Raw genomic sequence first — 20,727 nt, forward strand, 5'->3', positions numbered from 1 at the left:
TATAAGACAGCTGTTTTTTAATCTGTTTCATGGTGATTTGATGTCTAATTTTTCTACAGTAAAGATCGTTAATTATTTTCAATTCTGTGTGAATTTAGTCTTAAATATTCATTTTCATACCATCTTAAATTTTCCTAAATTTGCAAATTGTTGTATAATACGACATTTTAAAGCGAATTTTAATGGAAGAAGAAAAAAAATCTCTCAATTTTATTGAGCAAATTATAGAAGATGATTTGGCAAACGGTCTGAAAAACGATCAGATCCGTTTCCGTTTTCCGCCTGAACCCAACGGTTATCTGCATGTAGGTCATACAAAAGCGATCTGCATCAACTTCGGTTTGGGTGAAAAATACAATGCTCCCGTAAACCTTCGTTTCGACGATACGAACCCTGAAAAAGAAGAGCAGGAATTCGTAGATTCTATCATGAAAGACGTTGAATGGTTGGGTTTCAAATGGGATAAAGTCTTGTATGCATCCGATTACTTCCAGCAGCTTTATGATTGGGCAGTTCAGTTAATTAAAGAAGGAAAAGCTTATGTTGATGAGCAACCGTCTGAAATTATTACCGAACAAAGAAAAAATCCTGCAGAACCGGGAATTGAATCTCCATTCAGAAACCGTCCTGTTGAAGAGTCTTTAGATTTATTTGAAAAGATGAAAAACGGGGAATTCGAAAGTGGTTCAATGTCTCTTCGTGCAAAAATCGACATGGTTTCACCAAATATGAATATGCGTGACCCTGTGATGTACAGAATTTTGAATAAACCTCACCACAGAACCGGTACAGCATGGAAAATCTACCCGATGTACGACTGGGCTCATGGTGAATCTGATTATATCGAACAAATTTCACACTCGCTTTGCTCTTTAGAGTTTGAAAACCACAGACCTTTGTACAATTGGTATTTAGATCAGGTTTATGAAAAAGGAAGGGTTAAAAACAAGCAAAGAGAATTTGCCAGGATGAACGTTTCTTATATGATTACTTCCAAAAGAAAACTACAAAGGCTGATTGCTGAAAATGTAGTCAATGGTTGGGACGATCCGAGAATGCCTACGATTTCAGGTATGCGTAGAAAAGGTTTTACAGCTACAGCTATCAGAAATTTCATTGATAAAGTTGGCGTTGCAAAAAGAGAAAATTTAATTGAGATTCAATTGTTAGATTTCTGCGTTCGTGAAGATTTAAATAAGATTGCAAAGCGTGTAATGGCGGTTATAGACCCTATTAAATTGGTCATTGAAAACTATCCGGAAGGTCAGGAAGAATGGTTAACTACCGAAAATAATAACGAGCAGGAAGATGCAGGAACGAGAGAAATTCCGTTCTCAAGAGAATTATATATTGAGCGTGAAGATTTCAAGGAAGAAGCTGGTAACAAATTCTTTAGACTAAGATTAGGAGGCGAAGTTCGTTTAAAATCTGCTTACATCATCAAAGGTGAAAGAGTAGAAAAGGACGAAAATGGAGAAATCACGACAATTTACGCATCGTATGACGAAAAGTCTAAATCTGGAAGCGGAACTGAGGAAAGTTTAAGAAAAGTAAAAGGTACGATTCATTGGGTTTCTGCAAAACACGCAATTCCTGTAGAAGTAAGAAATTACGAGAAATTATTCACTGTGGAACAACCTGATGCAGAGAAAGATGTAGATTTCTTAAATTTCATTAATCCTGATTCTGTCAATATAATTCAAGGATTTGGTGAGCCTAGCTTAAAGGATGTGGCAGTTGGAGAACCTCTTCAATTCCAGAGAATTGGCTATTTCACGAAAGATCAGGATTCAACAGATACAAATTTTGTATTCAATAGAACTGTAACGTTAAAAGACTCTTATAAGCCGGAGTAAAAATTTATTTATACCATATAAATGAAACAGGGCTTAATTTTTTAAGTCCTGTTTTTTTTCGTCAATTCGAGTATTTTTCGAAACGAAATGAAGAAAAATGTATCGAGAAACAATAATATAAACTAATTGGGATAAAACTCAACAACTTCTCAATACGTTTTTTTAAATCTATTCTAAGTGACGATGTTAATTTAATTATCAAATATCAGAAATTGTGAAACTTATACATCTATATACCAACTCATTCAAAGGACTTTCGAAAGAAAGTTGGATGCTCGCGTTGGTAATGCTCATCAACCGTGCAGGTTCGATGGTACTTCCTTTTTTGGGAGTTTATATGACTGCACATTTAAAATTCAGTATAGAAAATACTGGAATTGTTCTAAGCTTTTTCGGAATTGGTTCCGTAATCGGTTCGTGGCTTGGTGGATTCATCACCGACAGAATTGGGGAATATAAAGTTCAATATATTAGCTTATTATTGAGCGTTCCTTTATTTTGTTTAATTCCAATTTTCAAAACTGAAGTTGGAGTTGCTGCTATTATTTTATTGCAAAGTATTGTAAGCGATGCGTTTCGTCCTGCGAATTCAGTGGCAATCACAAAATATGCAAAGCCGGAAAATATTACAAGAGCTTTTTCATTAAATAGGATGGCAGTCAATTTAGGATTTTCCATCGGTCCGGCTTTGGGTGGGATTTTATCTGCAATTTCGTACGATTTTTTGTTTTACTCCAATGCTTTGGCAGCTTTAGCAGCGGGGATTTTATATATCATTTTCTTTAGAAAACGAAACAAGTTAGCCAAATTAAAAGCTAGAAAAATAACAGAAGTGGTTGAAATAAAAAAAGAAAACTCTCCGTATCGAGATGGTAAATTTCTTGTTTATTGTTTTTTATGTATGTTGTTTGCGATATGTTTCTTTCAGCTATTCAGTACGTTGACTATTTTTTATAAAGACACAGCACAGTTAAGCCAGCAAAATATAGGTTATCTTTTGGGATATAGTGGCTTCATCGTGGTTTTACTTGAAATGGGATTGGTTCAGGTTGCCGAAAAGTATTTAAATTTAGCCCGAACAATGTTTTTTGGAACTTTCATTTGCGGTCTATCTTACGCCATGCTTGGTTTCGATTACAGCATTTTAACATTGGTATTTTCGATGACTTTATTATCAGTGGGAGAAATTTGGGCGCTGCCATTTATGTCGACAATTACGGCTTTACGCTCAGGTAAAAACAACAAAGGAGCTTACATGGGTTTGAACGGGATTTCTTTTTCAATCGCCTTTATTGTAACCCCTTATTTGGGAACTTTAATTGCCGATAAATTAGGATTCACAATTCTTTGGATCGGAACAGGAATTGTGGCAACCGGAATTGCTATAGCTTTTTATTTTATTGTTCCCTGGATGATTAAAGACAGAAAAGAAATACTAGAATAACCCTTGAAATATATTGAAAAAGCTGCAAATCTGCGGCTTTTTTAATTAAAACTTAATATTCACAAAATTTAATTTGTAGTGAATAAAGAAAGTACAATTTTTGCATAGCAACACCAATGGCAAAATTATACTTCCTCATTTCCTTATTTTCCGCATCATTTTTATTTTCTCAAAAAAGAGATACTGCAACTTTGATTTCTGAAGTAAAAATAGATGCCTATAAAAAACCGACAACATTTATTTCATCTACCAAATCGGTTTCGGTAATTTCTAAAAATTTATTAAATCAAAATACCTCCGAAAGAATGCTTGAATCTATCAATCAGATTGCAGGGGCAAGAATGGAAGAGCGTTCACCGGGAAGTTATAGAATTTCTCTTCGTGGAAGTACTTTAAGGTCACCTTTCGGTGTTCGGAATGTAAAAGTTTATCTTGATGACTTTATTTTATCTGATGCTTCCGGAAATACTTATTTCAATGTTGTTTCTCCCGAACTTATTGACAGAATGGAAATTTACAAAGGTCCTGAAAGTGGAGATTACGGTGCAGTTACAGGCGGAACGATCCTTTTAAAAACGAAGAGTACAGATAATCTTCATGCGAATTTATCGGTGGGAAGTTATGGAACATTTAATCAAAGTTTTGATTTTTCAAAGCAAGTGGGAAAACACTTTCTGGAAGTTTTCCAAAATTATTATCAAACGGATTCTTATCGTGAACAGTCAAAAGTTCAGAGGAAACAAATTTTCTTAAAAGATAATTTTCAGTATTCTGAAAAAGGATTATTGAAAGGAATATTGATGTATTCTGATCTCGATTATCAAACTCCGGGCGGACTGACTTTAGAGCAAATGAATTTCAACAGAAAACTGGCGAGACCCAAAACAGCGACAGTTCCGGGAGCTCAGGAACAGGATGCAGGAATCAGAAATAAAATGGTTTTAGCAGGACTTTCAAATGAATATCAGTTTAATCAAAATTTCTCGCATTTTCTTTTAGTTCAGGGTTCTTATGTCGATTTTGAAAATCCATTTATCACCAATTTTGAAAATCGGTTTGAAAAGAATTTTGCTTTGAGAACGCATTTTAATTATGAAAAAAGCTGGGACAAAATTTCTTTAGCTTACCGATTTGGTTTTGAAGGCGGAATTAATGATATTTTAATTAAAAATTACGATAACAATAGAGGAATTGAAGGTAATCCGCAGAATTTTGATCAATTGAAAAATATTTCAGGATTCTATTTTCTTTCCCAAAAATTGAATTTTAATGGAAAGCTTTTTACAGATGTTTCTATTAGCTTAAATTCAAATTCTTACGATTGGGAAAGGCGTTATCCAGGGAACGAAAACGGCAATATTCATTTCAAAAATCAATGGCTTCCCAATTTTGGAGTAAATTATTTATTAGGAAAAGGTTTTTCGGCGAGAGGCAAAATTGGAAAAGGAAATTCGGCACCTACGAGTGAAGAAATCCGTTCTTCAACGCAGCAATTTAATCAAAATTTAAGTCCGGAATATGGCTTGAATAAAGAAGTCGGAATCCGAAAACAGTTTGGAAATTTTATTTTTATAGAAGGTAGTTATTTTGATTTTCGCATGAAAGATGCAATTGTAAGAAGGCAAAATGAAGCCGGACAAGAATTTTTCGTCAATTCAGGAGAGACAGTTCAAAAAGGGGTAGAGTTTCTTTTAGAATCGAAAAATTTTAATCTCAAAAATGATTTTTTTAGTCATTTTAAATTCAGATTTTCAGGAAGCTTTTATGATTTTAAATTTAAAAATTATCAGCAAAACCAAAACGATTTTTCCGGAAATGATTTAACGGGAGTTCCAAAAACAACAATAAATAGTTTACTAAATTTTACTTTTTTCAAAAAGTTAAATGTTGATTATTCTCATTTTTACACTTCAAAAATGCCTTTGAATGACGCCAATTCTGTTTGGTCAGAATCAAATTTAATTGGAAATATTCAGTTCAGATTTCCGTTAGACTTTGAAAAAACGAAGGTTAATCTATATCTTCAAATTCAGAATTTGTATAATGAAGATTATGTTTTAGGTTTTGATGTTAACGCTTTTGGAAACCGATATTACAATCCAGCTGCAAAAAGAATTTTCGTTTTGGGAATGAAGGTTGATTTTTAATTGCTACTATTTATTATCGATAAACTCAAATGTTTTTTTCAGGTAAGTTTCATTAGTTTTTACCTCATCTGTTGATTTTTCGATGGAGATATCCGGAGAAATTCCTTCCCCGATTTTCGTGTATTCTTTACCTGTTCTGTCAACAATATTTCCGATAGTAAGTACAAGAAAAGATCCGTCGGATAATTTATATTCCTGATTTCCGGATGTTAAACCTTGGGTATTTGTCCCGATTATTTTAGTATTTTTTTGCCCTACGAATGCAGCGGTAATAAATTCGGCTGAACTTCCTGTTACTTTATTTACCAATATTGCGACTGGTTTTTTTATAGGTTTGGGTTCTTTTTGTGTCAACTGGAATAATTGTGTTGCTGTAGAACCTTCATAAAATCTACCTTTTTTATAATTGTAATATTCGATTTTGCCTTCAGCATCTTTTGTACCCACTACATTTTTGTTATCTAGAAATGGCGCAATCGCAGCATACATCGGATAAAGCATTCCTCCGAAGTTTCCTCTCAAGTCAATAATCCAACCTTTTGGATTATGCTTTTGGAGGTCATTAACTTTCGCATAAAAAGTATTGATGTATAAATTCCAATCACCTTTGTTAAAAGATCCAATATCGGGTAAACTGATGTATGCATATTGGTTTTCAAGAAGTTCACTTTTAATTACGGGGAATTCCTGTCCGGTAGCTTTATAGCCTAAAGTATAAGCTTTTACCACATTTTCGGGATAAAAATTAGAATGTGAATCATTTAAAGAACTTAATGCATTTTTTATAGCGGGATAAGTTTCTTTAATCGTTTTTGCCTTTGATGACTCGGTTAAAGTTTTAGCAAATATATCTTCCCAATTCAGTTTACCTTTATTGACAGATTTATTTTTCATGATCTTTAATGCCTGAGTAACATAAACTTTAATGCTATCTGATTGCGCAAAAGTTTGAATTGAAAAAAAAGTCGTAATGAAAGTAAAAATAATCAGCTTTTTCATAGTAGAATTTAAGTATCTAAAAATAAAACTATTTTATTATTAAATTTTTCTTGAATGATGATTTTTGGAAATAATATTTTTGATAATAATTTCCGCATGAATTCTGGAATTCTCTATAAACCAAAGGTGCGTGTCTTTCCCGCCACAAACTACGCCCGCTAAATATAAATTCGGAACATTGGTTTCCATTGTTTCTTCATTATAAAATGGTTTTAGGCAATCTCCTTGTAAGTTAATTCCTGAGTTTTTAAGAAAATCAAAATCGGGAAGATAACCCGTCATTGCCAAAACAAAATCATTTTCAATCTCATTAATTTTCCCGTTTTCATCTTTAAAAATCACAGAATTTGCTTTAATTTCAATCAGTTCAGAATTAAAATGTGCAATAATATTTCCTTCTGCAATTCTGTTTTCAATATCAGGTTTCACCCAGTATTTTACATTAGGAGCAATCTCAGAATTACGGATAATCATCGTGACTTCTGCACCTTTTCGATAGGTTTCCAAAGCTGCATCAACTGATGAATTACTTGAACCCACTACGATAATTTTTTGTTTAGCGAAAGGATAAGGCTCGGTATAATAGTGTTTAACTTTCTCAAGATTTTCACCTGGAATATTCATCAGATTCGGAATATCATAAAATCCTGTTGAGATAATGACGTTTTTTGCTAAATATTTTGATTTTGAAGTTTCAACTTCGAAAGTTTCTCCGTTTTTGGAAACCTTTAAAACTTTTTCATAAAGATTAATATTGACGTTTTTCTGTCTTGCAATTCCCTGATAATATTCTAAAGCATCCTGTCTTCCGGGTTTTGGAGCAGTTGTAATAAACGGAATCTCGTCAATTTCCAGTTTGTCAGCCGTAGAAAAAAACTTCATGTATAAAGGATAATTGTACAAAGAATTGACAATTGTTCCTTTTTCTGTAATCAAATAATTGAGATTATTTTTTTTAGCTTCGAGAGCACAGTTCAGACCAATTGGTCCCGCTCCGATAATGAGAATGTCTAAAATTTCCATATATCAAAAATACTAAAAAGCCTTTATGATAAATAGCAAAATAGCTATCGAAAAAACAAATGTCATCATATTTAATCTTTCTATATAAACCACTTAATCAACCAAACTCTCAGACTTTCAAATCAAAAACCTCAAAACTGGCATTCCTTTTGAACTTTTCTATAAAATTTTACTATGAAAAAGGCTTTTGCAATGGTTTTAATTTTAGCAGTTTTGTCTTGTGACAAGAAACAAGATAAAAGCCCAACCGTCTCCACAGATAATCTTAAAAGAACCAATGAGAGAAATGAAACCGAACAGGATTCATTTTCAACAGAAGTTGCGCTAAAAAAGACGAATGATGAGTTGTTGCAAGCCTTGAAAGTAGGTTATTACGATGTTTTTGCCAATTACATTCATCCTCAAAAAGGCGTCAGATTTTCAATGTATGCGTTTGTGAACAAAAGTGAAGATAAGTATTTTTCTAAAGCCGATTTTGAGAAATATTTTCTTACAAAAACTATTTTTACTTGGGGATCTCGTGATGGGTCTGGTGAAATTTATAAAGCAACAGTTGATCAATATATGAAAAAATGGGTATTTAAAAAAGATTTTACCAAATCAGAATATTCATTCAATAAATTCTTAGGTGGCGGAAATTCTCTTAATAATCTAAAAGAAACGTATCCCAATACCAATTTTACAGAAAACTATATTGCCGGTTCAGAAAAAAATAGCGGAATGGATTGGAATGCACTTCGCTTTGTTTTTGAAGAATTTGAAGGTAAATATTATATAGTTGCCGTTATCAATGATGAGTGGACGATTTAATTACAATATTTCAGAAAGCTGTTTCGTTAAATTTTTTCTTGAAAATTGTTCAATATTTTCTGTGTTTTCTGAAAGATTTCCATTTTTCCAAAGGTCAAATTTCTCTAAAAGAAAATCTTCAATTTCTTTGGAATCATTATACCCAAAATGCTTCCCGGCTTTTGTCTCGTCTAAAATTTTTAAAACATCGGCTTGATTAGGCCCAAAAGAAATAATTTGTTTCCCAGTTGCCAAATATTCAAATATTTTTCCGGGAATAATTCCTTTTGAAGAATCATTTGGGAAATTTGTAATTAATAATACAGAAGAATTTGCCATCTCGTCAACAGCTTTGTCGTGAGAAACGTAACCAAGATTTAAAATGTGATTTTTTAAATTTGAATTTTCAAGCGTTTCTAAAATTTTGTCATCGATTCTTCCAACAAATTTTAAACTGAAGTTTTCAGCAAAATCTGAGTTCGTTTTAACTAAATTATTTAGCGCTTTCCAAAGGTTTTCAGGATTTCTTAATTGTTCTAAAACTCCGATGTAGCTTAAAATGAAATGGATTTGAGAATTTGAGGGTGTGAGGATTTTAGAATTTGAATCTGCCTCATCAAAACCATTGGTAATACAGAACGCATTCGCTCCGTTTTTACGGAAATTTTCTGCATCGGTGTAGCTTGTTGCCAAAGTAATATCCGCATTTTTAAAAACTTCACTTTCCAAAAAACGGTGTTTTTTATCCGATCTGTTGGTGAGTTTTAAATGTTTATAATATGAAATTTCAGTCCATGGATCACGGAAATCTGCAATCCACTTCAAATTGGGCATGATCTTTTTTAAATTTAAACCAATCAAATGCATTGAATGCGGTGGTCCCGAAGTAACAATCGTTTCAATTTTGTTTTCTTTCAAATACTTTTCGAGAAATTCTGTGGAAGGTTTTACCCAAAAAACTCGAGCATCAGGAATGAAAAAATTTCCTCTTACCCAAATCGAAAGCTTGGATTTCCAATTTTGGTTTTTTCCAACATCAAACTGCCCTGCTTTGAATTTTTTATTACTTTTATTCAGTTTTTCAGCAAGTTGATAAGGTTCCCATATTTTTGTTCTTATAATTTCTAAATCTTGCGGAACGTCTTTCATTAAACTTTCGTCCAACAAAGGATAACTTGGGTTTTCCGGAGTATAGATGACAGGTTTCCAGCCAAATTCTGGAAGGTATTTTGCAAATTTAAGCCATCGTTGAACTCCCGGTCCTCCCGCAGGTGGCCAATAATAAGTAATGATAAGGATTCTTTTATCTGTAGACATTATTTTATTTTAGCCGCAAAAGAAGCAAAAGATTAATTGTATTTTTTAGTTTTTCAAAAGAAAGCAAAATGAAAGTTTAAATTATTAGAAATTACATTTTGTAGGCTTTTGGGTATCTTAAGACGATTCTTGTCTTTTGTTTCTTTTGCGGTTTAAAAATTAGAAGATTATTATTTTAATCATATTGGTCAAAATATTTATTAATAAATGTTTCCTGACCAAAATGATATAGATTTTTTACATTAAAATTGACCAAAATTCCTTTAGGAGCTTTTAGTAAGTTCATATAATTTATAACTTGTGATTTATGAATATCTAAAATTGAAGCAACAGATTTAATTTCTAAAAATAATTAAATTTTCAATAAAAAAATCACATTTAAAATCACAATCTAAATACTCATCTTTATAAATAACAGAAATTTGGAATTCAGATTTAAAATTGATACCTCTTAATTTGAATTCCTTTTCTAATGCTTTATGATAAACTACTTCAGCTAAACCCGCACCTAAAATTTTATGAACTTCAATACAAGCTCCATTAATTCTATAGGTAAGATCTGTTATGTATTTTTGAGTAATCATAAGCTTTTTTAAACTTTGGAATTACTTGATGATTTCGGTTTTAATAGTATCTTTTTTGCGGTAAATAAAGAAAATTCCAAAAGCGCTTAATACAACGAATAATCCGAAGCAAAGAAGAGAAATCCATTTCCCGGTTTCTATAACTTGTGGCTCAAAAATCATTTTAATGCTGTGATTTCCCGCAGGAACGTGAACTGCTCGAAGCAAATAATCTGCTTTGATATAAGGAACTTCTTTTTCGTCAACAAAAACTTTCCAGCCATGAGGATAATAAATTTCAGAGAAAACTGCTAATTGCGGTGTTTTCGACTGAGATTTGAATTCTAATTCATTTGCCTCATATTTGGCAAGGTTGATTGTCGCTGTTGAATCTGCCTGAACAGGTTTATTGTTGAAATAAGATTTGTCAGAATCATTAATGACCGCAGTTTTTTTGCTGTCGATTTCTCCGATCGATTTGATTTCTTCATTCGGGGTATTGACAAATTTTAAATCACTTACAAACCAAGCATTTCCGTTAGCTTTTGGATTCGGAACAACTTGTGGTTCTTGTGGATTTCCAAAAATCATGTATTTTGTATTCAACAAATTTAAAATTTTTGGTGTCTTTACACTGTCAGGTTGAACGATATATTCGTTCAGTAAATCGTCATATCTTCTAAGTTTCACAGCGTGATAACCTCCGATTGATGATTTGAAATAAGAAGTATTGGTTTCGCTGGTTGTACCTAAAACCTGATTGTAAACTCTGTAATGTTTTTTATCTCTTTCAGCAATAGTTTCCAATGTTTTGTTTACCGGTATACTTGCTAAAATGGACTGCAAATTAGCATTATCACCTACTTTCTCAGCTAAATAATCTGAACCTTCAGTTTGAAAAGGATTTTCAGCAAAGATTTTATCAACGTAATTATCATCGTTTAAATAACGTTTATTTACCGTCCAAAGATCAAATAAACTTACCAATCCGATAACAATTAAAGCTATATTCTGATTTAATTTTTGTTTTAAAGCAAAGAATAAAACAGCTACAGTGATTCCAACATATAGTAATGCTTTGATGGCGTCTGTTCTGAACATACTGAAACGTTCATCTACTAAATAATCCAGCAGGAAAGGGGGGAGATATAATTCTTCGTTTTCTGTAGCAAAGCCTAAAATTGATTTTCCGAAAAGAATTAGAATTAAAGTTAATCCTAAAGTTCCGCCACCAACATAAGTAAGTATTTTCTTTTTGTATTCTTCATCAAGATTTTCACTTTTAAAGAATCTGTATAATCCGATAATTGCAATTAATGGGAATAATAATTCTACCACAACCAAAATTGAAGACGGCGCTCTGAATTTACTGTAGAAAGGAACAAAATCGATAAACAAATCTGATAAGAACATAAAGTTGCTTCCCCATGCCAATAAAATAGTCAGAATTGTCGCTCCTAAAATCCAGTAACGGTATTTCTTTGGAGCAAAAAAGAATCCTAAAAGAGCTAAGAAACACACGATTGCTCCTTGATAAGCAGGTCCTGAAGTTCCAGGCTGGTCTCCCCAATACGTTAAGCTTCCGAATCCTTTTGAAATCCTGTCATATTCAGCTTGAGAAGTTACATTGTCCTGAACGAGCTGTTGCATTTTTTCCATCATTGCAGCACCTTCTGGTTCCTGACTTCCGCCTCCCATTAATCTTGGAATGAAAAGGTTTAAAGTTTCAAGTTTTCCATAGCTCCACATCAGGATACTTTCTTTATCCATACCGGAATTTCCGGCTTTGTGACTGTCGTTTGTTAAGATTTGTTTTCCTCTTACCGTTTCTTTGATGTACTCAGAATTTGCCATGATTCGCTGCGAATTCATCCCAACACCGATGATTAAAGCACTTGCAATAATTCCTGATGAAATCAAAAAATGTTTCATAGGAATCATCTTTTTGATCGCTCTTATTAATTCAGATATAAATAAAAATCCGAGTCCTAAAAACAGATAATACGTCATTTGTGGGTGGTTTGCAGCAACCTGTAATCCGAAGAATAGAGTAGTTACAATAAAACCAATGACATATTTTTTTCGAATGTAAACCAATAAAATTCCGGCTAAAAGTGGGGCGAAATATTCTATGGTGTTTACTTTTCCGTTGTGTCCGGCTGCAATAATGATGTAAAAATAAGTGGAAAGTCCGAAAAATGTGGCTCCTAAAAGCGCGTATTTCCAGTTTCGGACGGCAACCATTCCCAAAAGAAAAAATCCTGAAAATAGTAAAAACAAATAATTAACCGGTCTTGGCAAAATGTTCAAATAGCTGTCGACTTTTTTAATGATATCGCCTTCAAAACGACTTCCCATTTGATAAGTCGGCATTCCGCCAAACATAGAGTCGCTCCAATATGTTTCTTTATCAAAATTTTCTCTGTAATCAATAAGCTCTTTTGCACCGCCTCTATATTGAACGATATCGTGCTGAAAAAGCTGCTTTCCCGTAAAAACAGGAGTAGAATATAAAAATGCTAAAACTAAAAATGCAATTAAGGAAACTGCAATGTATATTAAGTTTTTGTTTTTTGCCATCTCGGTTATTAAGTATATTTTTTAATTTGAGTATTTAAGATTTAGGATAATGCATAAGATTACCTTTTTTCTTTTACCTCTTCATAGTCCACAGTTTCTGCATCCCACTTCACTTTTTTCTCAATATTCGTTTTTGAACTTTTTGTTTCCTGCTGTTGATTGCTATTGGGTTTGAATCCCATGAAATTATAAAACTTTTTGAAAAAGATTCTTTTCAAAATATTCCATACAAAAAATATAACAATAGTGGCGAGAACAATCTCAAAAATTCCTTTGATAAAAGACATATTCCTTTTAATTTATTAATTCAAAGTTCTGAGTTTAAGAATTCTAAATCTAAAACTTATTTAGCAGATGGGTTTACCATTACTGAAGAATTAGAAACGCTCTTCATAGACTGCGACTGTTTTCCATCTGAAATAGTTTCTACTTGTGTTGTTTTCACGCTGATATTCTGATTGTTAATCCAACCAGTGTTTTGGTCAAACTTGATGGTTCCGTTTTGAGCCAATTCGCTGCTCATGCTGTGAGTCATTTCGCCTTGAGATTTTTTCTCTTCTTTTTTAGGAATTCCTCCGGCAATTGAAATTTCTACAATTCCGTTTTCTGCACTTTTCAAAGTATAGTTTGAAGTTACTTTAATTTTTCCGGCTTCGTCAGCATTTTCAGAAGTGCTCCATTTTTCACCAATTTTTGCACCTTTTTTAGGAAGTACAGAAAGATTTTTTTCAAACTGATCTTTCAAAACTTTTTCGTTGAAAGTTTGCTTAAGACTTGCTACAACACTTGCTCTTTGGTTTGCATCTTTTACAATGTCTTTCAAAGCATTTGATATTTTCGTGTAAATAGCATCAAATCCGGTGATAGAAACTACATTTCCTTTCATATCCATCTTCATGTTCAGCTTATTTCCGGTAAGAGCTTTATTAACATTCCAGATCATTTTCAGATCATCTTCTTTAGGAATTGGGAGTTTTGTATCTACAATTACTGTTTTTCCTTGTGATGACTGAGAATTTCTTTTTCCGATCAAATTAATGGTCATATCGTAAATATTCCCCTTAATATCATTGACCGTGAAACTCATTTCATCCGTCGATTCGCTGGTTCCGTTCATCGTTTTACCTTGCGGATCGGTCATTGTTTTTGTATCTCTTTGATACGTTGTCAAAGGATAAGTTTTTCCTTTTTCAAGTTTAAAAGTTTGTTTGAAAACCCCCAAAGAATCTTTGATTGCCGCGTCTGCTTTTACTTCTTTTACAGAATCTGCGGGAACTTCTACAGTGATTGTTTTTCCTGTTTTAGGATCTATTTTTGTTACGGTTGCTGTTTCTTTTTTGCATGAAACAAGTGCTATTGAGATAAGCGCTAAAGCTGCTATGTTTTTCATAAATAAATTTTCTGATTTTTTGGAATAGCACTAAGCTGAAACCATTAATTTTAAATGTAAATAATTAAATTTTTGTAATTTTCTGTCTCATTGCTTCATACAAAATCGCTCCACAAGCTACAGAAACATTCAGAGACTGTGTTTTTCCTTCTATTGGAAGTTTTATTTTCTCGTCTGAATGATGCAGAACTTCTTTAGAAATTCCGGTTTCTTCATTACCCATTACAATGGCGCAAGGTTCTGTGAAATTTACGTCATATATCAATTTCTGCGCCTTTTCAGTTGCTGAGAAAACAGAAACTCCGCTTTGTTGTAAGAAATCTACAACGTGAGCCAAATTGGGTTCTTTACAGATTTTGATATTGTACATTGCTCCAGCTGAAGTTTTGATGGCATCTGAATTTACAGGTGCACCCCCTTTTTCAGGAATTACAACAGCGTGAATTCCCACACATTCTGCAGTTCTACAGATTGCTCCGAAATTTCTTACATCTGTTAATCTATCCAAAATTAAAATGAACGGCGTTTTTCCTTCTTCAAATAATTCGGGAACAATATTTTCAATTCTGTGAAACGGAACATCAGAAATAAAAGCAACTACGCCTTGGTGGTTTTTTCTGGTGAAACGGTTAAGTTTTTCTACAGGAACGTAGTTGGGACGTATTTTATTTTTTGCTAAAATAGCTTTCAGTTCAGCATAGATTTCTCCCTGCAATGCATTTTGTACAAAAATTTTGTCAATAGTCTTTCCAGCTTCAATAGCTTCTAATACGGGACGAAGCCCAAAAATAAAATCGTCTTTCATTGATTTGTCATAAAATTATATGGTGAATGGTCAATCGTTAATTTTTCTTCGAAATCAATTTTAAATTATTTTAAAAATTCATAATTGATCGTTACTTGCGAAGCAAAATTTTCCAACTAACTATCTTCCTTTTTCTCCTAAAATTGCTCTTTTCTGCGCCATCGCATAGCCGTAGTGCAGACTTTCGTGCATATTGTTAAAAATAATTGCATCCTGAATGCTTTTCAAATCCATCCCGAAACTCGTAGTGTAAGGTGTATAATCTGAAAAGAAATCACTGTCAAAATCTTTCATCAAAGTTTTCGATGTTTCAGTCAATAAAAACTCCAGATCTTCCACTTCAGATTTTTGAACATTCAGATTTGGAAGTGTCCCTTTTTTGTAGGTTTCAATCCAGTATTTATCAATTCTGAACGTATTTCCACTTAGATAATAATGCAATAATTGCTGTGTAGCAACGGTATGTGCAATATTCCAATAGATATTGTTATTAAAACCATCCGGAATCAACAAAAGGTCTTCATGTGAAGTATTTTGCAGAATATCTAAAAGATTTTTTCTAACCTGTCTGTGTGCTTGAAAATGATAATTCATTTTGCAATATTTTAATCTTCAAAAATAGTTTAATAAACTGAAAATGACAATTATTGATTCAATCAATGAACGAAAATTTATAGATTTTTATGAAATTAATGGTTTCATTGAACGAGATTTGTTAAAAGACCGATTAATAAACTTATATTTAAGAGATAATATTTAACAAACTTTAACTCAAATATGGCATTAATTGTGTTGATTAGTGCAAGTATTTATCAGAAATTTACCCATTATTTTAATACAAACTAATGTCAGATTCATATCAAGCAGAAGACATCCGTCAACTTACCGAAAAGGTCAAAGAACAGAATTATTTTTTTAATCTTCTGAGGCAGGAAATCAATAAAGCGATTATTGGTCAGCATTACATGATTGACCGCCTTTTGATAGGTCTTTTAGGGAATGGTCACGTTCTTTTGGAGGGTGTTCCTGGTTTGGCAAAAACTTTAGCGATAAAGACTTTGGCAGAAGCTGTTCATGGTGATTTTTCAAGAATTCAGTTTACCCCCGATTTGCTTCCTGCAGATGTGGTGGGAACGATGATTTATAATATTAAAGAAAACGATTTTTCTATAAAAAAAGGGCCTGTTTTTGCAAATTTTGTTTTGGCAGATGAGATCAACCGAGCTCCGGCAAAAGTGCAGTCTGCTCTTTTGGAGGTAATGCAGGAAAAACAGGTGACAATTGGTGATGAAACGATGCCGTTACCAAAACCGTTTTTAGTTTTAGCAACTCAAAATCCAATCGATCAGGAAGGAACTTACCTTTTACCAGAAGCGCAAAGCGATCGTTTTATGTTGAAATGTAAAATCGATTATCCTGAATTTGAAGATGAAAGAAAAGTGATGAGAATGGTTTCTACTTCACATCAGCCAGAAATTAAACAGGTGATTTCTCTGCAAAATATTGTTGAAGCTAAAGCAATTGTTAATCAGATTTATCTTGATGAAAAAATTGAAAAATATATTCTGGATATGGTTTTTGCAACCCGTTATCCTGAAAAATACGGTCTTGCTGAACTGAAAAATTATATCAGTTTCGGAGCTTCACCTAGAGCATCAATCAACTTAGCGATTGCCTCAAGAGCTTATGCATTTTTGAAAGGCAGAGCTTTTGTAATTCCTGAAGATGTAAAAGCTTTGGCACAAGATGTTTTAAGACACAGAATCGGACTGACGTTTGAGGCGGAAGCTGAAGAAATTACTTCTGAGGAAATCGTGAACAGGATTTTAGCGAAAATTCAAGCACCTTAATTAATGTAGCAATTTAACAATGCAAGAGTTTACCAATTTAGAGATTATTACATTGATAAACTGATACATTGTTACATTTGAAACCATGCAAATAAAAGATATTGTAAAAAAAGTCAAGCAAATAGAAATCCGTACCAGAAGGAAAACGGAGGCTACTTTGATGGGACAATATCACAGTGCTTTTAAAGGGCAGGGAATGACTTTTTCTGAAGTTCGTCCTTATCAGTTCGGTGATGAAATTCGTAGGATTGATTGGAATAAAACCGCACGTTTTCGCGAACCTTTTGTAAAGGTGATGGAAGAGGAACGTGAATTAACGATGATGATTTTAGTGGACATTTCCGCATCCATGGATTACGGCACAAAAACACAGCTCAAAAGAGAATATGTTGCAGAAATTGCAGCCAGTTTAGGGTTTTCAGCAGCAGGAAATAATGATAAAGTAGGATTGATTTTATTTGCAGATAAAGTGTATAAAGTGATTCCGCCACAAAAAGGAAGAAAACATATTTTATCGATGGTAAGCCAGATTTTAACAGCCGATTATGTTCCTGCAATTTCAAAAATTGATAAAGCTTTAGAATACATGATGGGAATTTTCAAAAGAAAATCTCTTGTGTTTTTGCTTTCAGATTTTGAAGATAATTATGATTCTAAAATTCTGAAAGTGGCTTCAAAAAAACATCAGCTGCTCGGAATGCGAATTTATGATGAAAAAGATAACGAAATTCCTAATGTTGGTTACGCATTTTTAAATGATGCTGAAACGGGAAAACAAATTTGGGTAAATACGTCTAGTGCAAGATGGAGATACACTTTTGCGGAAGCCCAAAAACAAAAACAGAGAAACCTGGAAGAAGATTTTGCCAATTCTTCTGCAGAGTTTATGAACATTAATACAGGTGAAGATTACTCAAGATTATTGTACAATTATTTTCAGAAAAAATAAATAATCAATTGGGGGGCATTAGTCCGCTTTACATTATAAAATATAAAAGGCTTTAGCCAAAACTTATTATTTAAATTGAAAAAAATATTATTTTTACTTTCTTTTTTTATCTGTGTAAATGCTTTTTCACAGCTGCTTTCTTCAAATCTTGAGAAAAAAACTCTTGCTTTGGGAGAAGTCAATCATTTGGTTATTAAAATTGATAATCTAAAAAGTAACGCAGTAGTTACAGCTCCGAAAAATGAATTGCTGCCTTTTCATTTTGAAGAAATTAAAGACAGTGTAAGTATCAATGCAAATACTTATGAAAGAAAAATAGAATTTTCTGTTTACGAAGAAGGAACTTTTAAAATTCCGGAACTTGAATTTAAAGTAGGTCAAAAACTTTTAAAAACAATTCCTTACGAGATTGAAGTAATCAACACCGCTACGAAGGAAGATCAGATCAATGATATTATGAAGAATAAAGAAGTTGATTTGGAGGTGACTGATTATTGGCAGCTTTACAAATGGTATCTTTTGGCGGTAATTGCTTTTGTATGTTTAGTTATTACTGTTATAATGATTGTGAAATACGGACGCAAAAGCAAAGATTCACCTGTTGTTGCAACCAATCAGACATTGAAGGAATTAGACTCATTAAAGAAGAAAAAATATATTGAAGACGGAAATTACCGTTTATTTTATGTCGAATTAATTGATATTTCAAGAAAGTTTATCACTAAGCAATATAGAATTCCTGCGGACGTATTGCTGACGGATGATTTAATTGTTTTAATGAAAGAAAATAACACGATTTCTCAGGATAACGAAAAAATTGTGGAAGATGTATTTTTAAGAGGAGATTTGGTGAAATTTGCCAAAACTTTCCCAGATAAAGATTTAATGGAAAAAGATTTTGCTGAAATAAGAGATTTCGTGAAGCGTTCTTCCAAGGATATAGAATTTGAAAACCTGAGAAAAGATGTTTGATTTTGAATTTTTCAGTCCGTGGTTTTTTCTCTTGTTCTTGGTTTTTATTCCGCTTTTGATTAGAGATTTTAGCAGAAATAAAAGAAAAGGTATCAAAGTTCCGACGACGAATAATATGAATGGCAATAATGGTATTTTGCCTGTACTTTTTTTATTGAAAATCTCAAAATATATTATTCTTTCCGCATTGATCATTGCAATGGCAAGACCGAGAGCTTTTTCGGTTTCTCAGGATAGAGACGAAACTAAAGGTATTGATATTATGCTCGCTGTAGATGTTTCTCTCAGTATGTTTGCGAAAGATTTTACACCGGATCGATATTCTGTTCTTCAAAAAATCGCCTTAGATTTTATTAATAAACGCCCAAATGACAGATTTGGATTGGTAAATTATAAAATCGAAGCTTTTCTTAAAGTTCCCTTAACGTTTGACCATGACGCTGTAAAATATGAGATTGAAAATCTGAATCAAAGTGAAATGATTGACGGGACTTCTGTTGGTGACGGTTTGGCGGTTGCTGTGAATCATTTAATGAAAAGCAAAGCAAAGAGTAAAATCGTGATTTTGATGACAGACGGAATGAATAGTCTTGAAAATGGTTTATTTCCACCACAATTGGCTGCAGTTTTGGCAAAAGATAATAATATAAAGGTATATTGTATTGGTATTGGAACAAACGGATATGCTTTGATGCCGGTACGTGCCGATAGATTTGGATTGATTTATGCTGAGCAACCAGTTTCAATAGATACCAATATGCTCCAGGAAATCGCTGCAACAACAGACGGAAAGTATTACAGAGCAGATTCTGAAGATAAATTAGAAGAAATTTATTCTGAAATTAATAAATTAGAAAAAACAGATCTTAATGTTTCAAAGCTATATAATTACGAGGAGTATTTTAAAATTTTTCTTTGGATTGCTTTAGGAATGTTGGTTTTTGATGCCATTTTGCGTTGGGTACTTTATAAATTTTTAAGCTGATGGATTGGTATTTAGGAAATAACTGGTATTTATTGTTATTGCTGCTTTTGCCGCTCTTATCTTTTTTTCTCATTCGTTTTTTGCGTTGGAGAAAGAAGAAAAGAGAACTTTTTGCAGACTCAAAATTCCATGAAAATTTATTTGAAAAGAATTCGGGATTTTTGAAAATATTTCCTGCACTTTACTTTATAGCAACTCTTTTCCTGATATTTGCTATCATTGATCTTTTGAATGGCTCTGAAAAAATAGAAACTGACCAGAAAATGAATAACGTAATATTTGTGATGGACGTTTCTAATTCTATGAATGCTGAAGATATTAACCCAGATCGATTGACTCAGGCGAAAAATTTGATTATTAATACCATTCACGAACTTAAAAATGATAAAATAGGAATTGTAATTTTTGCAGGTGAAGCGGTTTCAATCATGCCTTTAACAACAGATTACGGTTCAGTAGAAACTTATATTTCAGATTTGCAGACGGATGATATTACAATCCAAGGGACAGATTTTCTTCATGCGATGGAAGTGGCGGTCACAAAATTTAAAAATGTAAATAAAGGATCGCGTAAAGTAGTTTTGATAAGCGATGGTGAAGATAATGAAGGGAATGATAATCCTGCTATCAGATTAGCGAATAGCGAAGGTATAGCAATTACGACTGTAGGAGTTGGTTCTGACGAAGGTGCACCGATTCCTATTTATAAAGTTGGGCAGTTGATGGGATATCATTTTGATCAGAACGGCGAAACGGTGGTTTCTAAAAGACAAACTGAAGCCTTGAAAAAAATGGCAGAATCTACCGGTGGAACTTACATCGACGGAAATAATATGAATGATGCCCCGAAAAGAATTGCTGAAGATATAAACAGGAAAGTTTCAGATACAAATACGAAAGTAGATTCTCAGAATGCCAATCATTATTATCAATACTTTTTGGCAATTTCTATATTCTTTTTTATGCTAATTTTTCTTTTTAATCCTAGAAGAGATTTTAATGTTTAAAATATTGTGATTGCTAAATTTCTAAACATTACAGACTTTAACCCAACTTTA

Annotated in this window: 19 protein-coding genes; 9 read left to right on the top strand and 10 right to left on the bottom strand. The window is 32.8% G+C overall.

The genetic code is table 11. The features are described from left to right. Positions 1 to 182: 182 nt before the first annotated feature. From OEA66_RS10890 to OEA66_RS10900, 3 genes are all read left to right on the top strand, one after another. The gene (locus OEA66_RS10890; protein WP_267281391.1) at positions 183 to 1,856 is read left to right on the top strand and encodes a glutamine--tRNA ligase/YqeY domain fusion protein; all 1,674 of its coding nucleotides are present in this window, start codon (positions 183 to 185) and stop codon (positions 1,854 to 1,856) included. A 211-nt stretch (positions 1,857 to 2,067) separates the two neighbouring features. Next, entirely contained in the window at positions 2,068 to 3,300 is a 1,233-nt protein-coding gene (locus tag OEA66_RS10895; protein WP_375379297.1) for an MFS transporter, read from the top strand. A 116-nt stretch (positions 3,301 to 3,416) separates the two neighbouring features. Next, on the top strand, positions 3,417 to 5,447 hold the full coding sequence (locus OEA66_RS10900; protein WP_267281393.1) for a TonB-dependent receptor: 2,031 nt from the start codon (positions 3,417 to 3,419) through the stop codon (positions 5,445 to 5,447). Positions 5,448 to 5,453: 6 nt separating this feature from the next. On the opposite strand, the gene OEA66_RS10905 is transcribed toward OEA66_RS10900, so the two are convergent. Both OEA66_RS10905 and OEA66_RS10910 read right to left on the bottom strand, forming a co-directional pair. Next, on the bottom strand, positions 5,454 to 6,446 hold the full coding sequence (locus OEA66_RS10905) for a S41 family peptidase (protein ID WP_267281394.1): 993 nt from the start codon (positions 6,444 to 6,446) through the stop codon (positions 5,454 to 5,456). Positions 6,447 to 6,485: 39 nt separating this feature from the next. After that, on the bottom strand, positions 6,486 to 7,469 hold the full coding sequence (locus OEA66_RS10910) for a YpdA family putative bacillithiol disulfide reductase (RefSeq protein WP_267281395.1): 984 nt from the start codon (positions 7,467 to 7,469) through the stop codon (positions 6,486 to 6,488). Between the two features lie 174 nt (positions 7,470 to 7,643). On the opposite strand from OEA66_RS10910, the gene OEA66_RS10915 reads away from it, so the two are divergent. Continuing rightward, positions 7,644 to 8,279, top strand: coding sequence for a hypothetical protein (locus OEA66_RS10915; protein ID WP_267281396.1), 636 nt, complete (start codon positions 7,644 to 7,646; stop codon positions 8,277 to 8,279). On the opposite strand, the gene OEA66_RS10920 is transcribed toward OEA66_RS10915, so the two are convergent. From OEA66_RS10920 to OEA66_RS10950, 8 genes are all read right to left on the bottom strand, one after another. Further along, a complete protein-coding gene (locus tag OEA66_RS10920) occupies positions 8,280 to 9,575 on the bottom strand; it encodes a glycosyltransferase family protein (RefSeq protein ID WP_267281397.1) in 1,296 nt (431 codons plus the stop codon). Between the two features lie 175 nt (positions 9,576 to 9,750). Next, positions 9,751 to 9,915, bottom strand: coding sequence for a GxxExxY protein (locus OEA66_RS20525; RefSeq protein ID WP_375379298.1), 165 nt, complete (start codon positions 9,913 to 9,915; stop codon positions 9,751 to 9,753). After that, positions 9,911 to 10,159, bottom strand: coding sequence for a GxxExxY protein (locus tag OEA66_RS10925; protein WP_267281398.1), 249 nt, complete (start codon positions 10,157 to 10,159; stop codon positions 9,911 to 9,913). Before OEA66_RS10925 ends, OEA66_RS20525 begins: the two co-directional genes overlap by 5 nt. A gap of 21 nt (positions 10,160 to 10,180) precedes the next feature. After that, on the bottom strand, positions 10,181 to 12,718 hold the full coding sequence (locus OEA66_RS10930; RefSeq protein ID WP_267281399.1) for a YfhO family protein: 2,538 nt from the start codon (positions 12,716 to 12,718) through the stop codon (positions 10,181 to 10,183). A gap of 59 nt (positions 12,719 to 12,777) precedes the next feature. After that, positions 12,778 to 13,005, bottom strand: coding sequence for a hypothetical protein (locus OEA66_RS10935; protein ID WP_267281400.1), 228 nt, complete (start codon positions 13,003 to 13,005; stop codon positions 12,778 to 12,780). Positions 13,006 to 13,061: 56 nt separating this feature from the next. Next, positions 13,062 to 14,108 carry a DUF6263 family protein gene (locus tag OEA66_RS10940; RefSeq protein ID WP_267281401.1) on the bottom strand — a complete coding sequence of 349 codons (1,047 nt, stop codon included), beginning with the start codon at positions 14,106 to 14,108 and terminating at the stop codon, positions 13,062 to 13,064. Between the two features lie 64 nt (positions 14,109 to 14,172). Then, positions 14,173 to 14,913, bottom strand: a complete 741-nt coding sequence (gene rlmB, locus OEA66_RS10945; protein ID WP_267281402.1) for a 23S rRNA (guanosine(2251)-2'-O)-methyltransferase RlmB — start codon at positions 14,911 to 14,913, stop codon at positions 14,173 to 14,175. Between the two features lie 120 nt (positions 14,914 to 15,033). Further along, a complete protein-coding gene (locus tag OEA66_RS10950; protein ID WP_267266731.1) occupies positions 15,034 to 15,507 on the bottom strand; it encodes a DinB family protein in 474 nt (157 codons plus the stop codon). Between the two features lie 251 nt (positions 15,508 to 15,758). On the opposite strand from OEA66_RS10950, the gene OEA66_RS10955 reads away from it, so the two are divergent. The 5 genes from OEA66_RS10955 to OEA66_RS10975 all read left to right on the top strand — a co-directional run bounded on the left by OEA66_RS10955 (position 15,759) and on the right by OEA66_RS10975 (position 20,676). Beyond that, on the top strand, positions 15,759 to 16,763 hold the full coding sequence (locus tag OEA66_RS10955) for an AAA family ATPase (protein ID WP_267281403.1): 1,005 nt from the start codon (positions 15,759 to 15,761) through the stop codon (positions 16,761 to 16,763). Between the two features lie 85 nt (positions 16,764 to 16,848). After that, positions 16,849 to 17,712: a DUF58 domain-containing protein gene (locus tag OEA66_RS10960; RefSeq protein WP_267281404.1), complete on the top strand. Its 864-nt coding sequence runs from the start codon at positions 16,849 to 16,851 to the stop codon at positions 17,710 to 17,712. Between the two features lie 75 nt (positions 17,713 to 17,787). Then, on the top strand, positions 17,788 to 18,684 hold the full coding sequence (locus OEA66_RS10965) for a BatD family protein (RefSeq protein WP_267281405.1): 897 nt from the start codon (positions 17,788 to 17,790) through the stop codon (positions 18,682 to 18,684). After that, positions 18,677 to 19,669: a vWA domain-containing protein gene (locus OEA66_RS10970; RefSeq protein WP_267281406.1), complete on the top strand. Its 993-nt coding sequence runs from the start codon at positions 18,677 to 18,679 to the stop codon at positions 19,667 to 19,669. Before OEA66_RS10965 ends, OEA66_RS10970 begins: the two co-directional genes overlap by 8 nt. Next, positions 19,669 to 20,676: a vWA domain-containing protein gene (locus OEA66_RS10975; protein WP_267281407.1), complete on the top strand. Its 1,008-nt coding sequence runs from the start codon at positions 19,669 to 19,671 to the stop codon at positions 20,674 to 20,676. Before OEA66_RS10970 ends, OEA66_RS10975 begins: the two co-directional genes overlap by 1 nt. The last annotated feature ends 51 nt before the right edge of the window (positions 20,677 to 20,727 follow it).

This window comes from Chryseobacterium luquanense (genome assembly GCF_026460945.1).
Classification (GTDB): Bacteria; Bacteroidota; Bacteroidia; order Flavobacteriales; family Weeksellaceae; genus Chryseobacterium; species Chryseobacterium luquanense.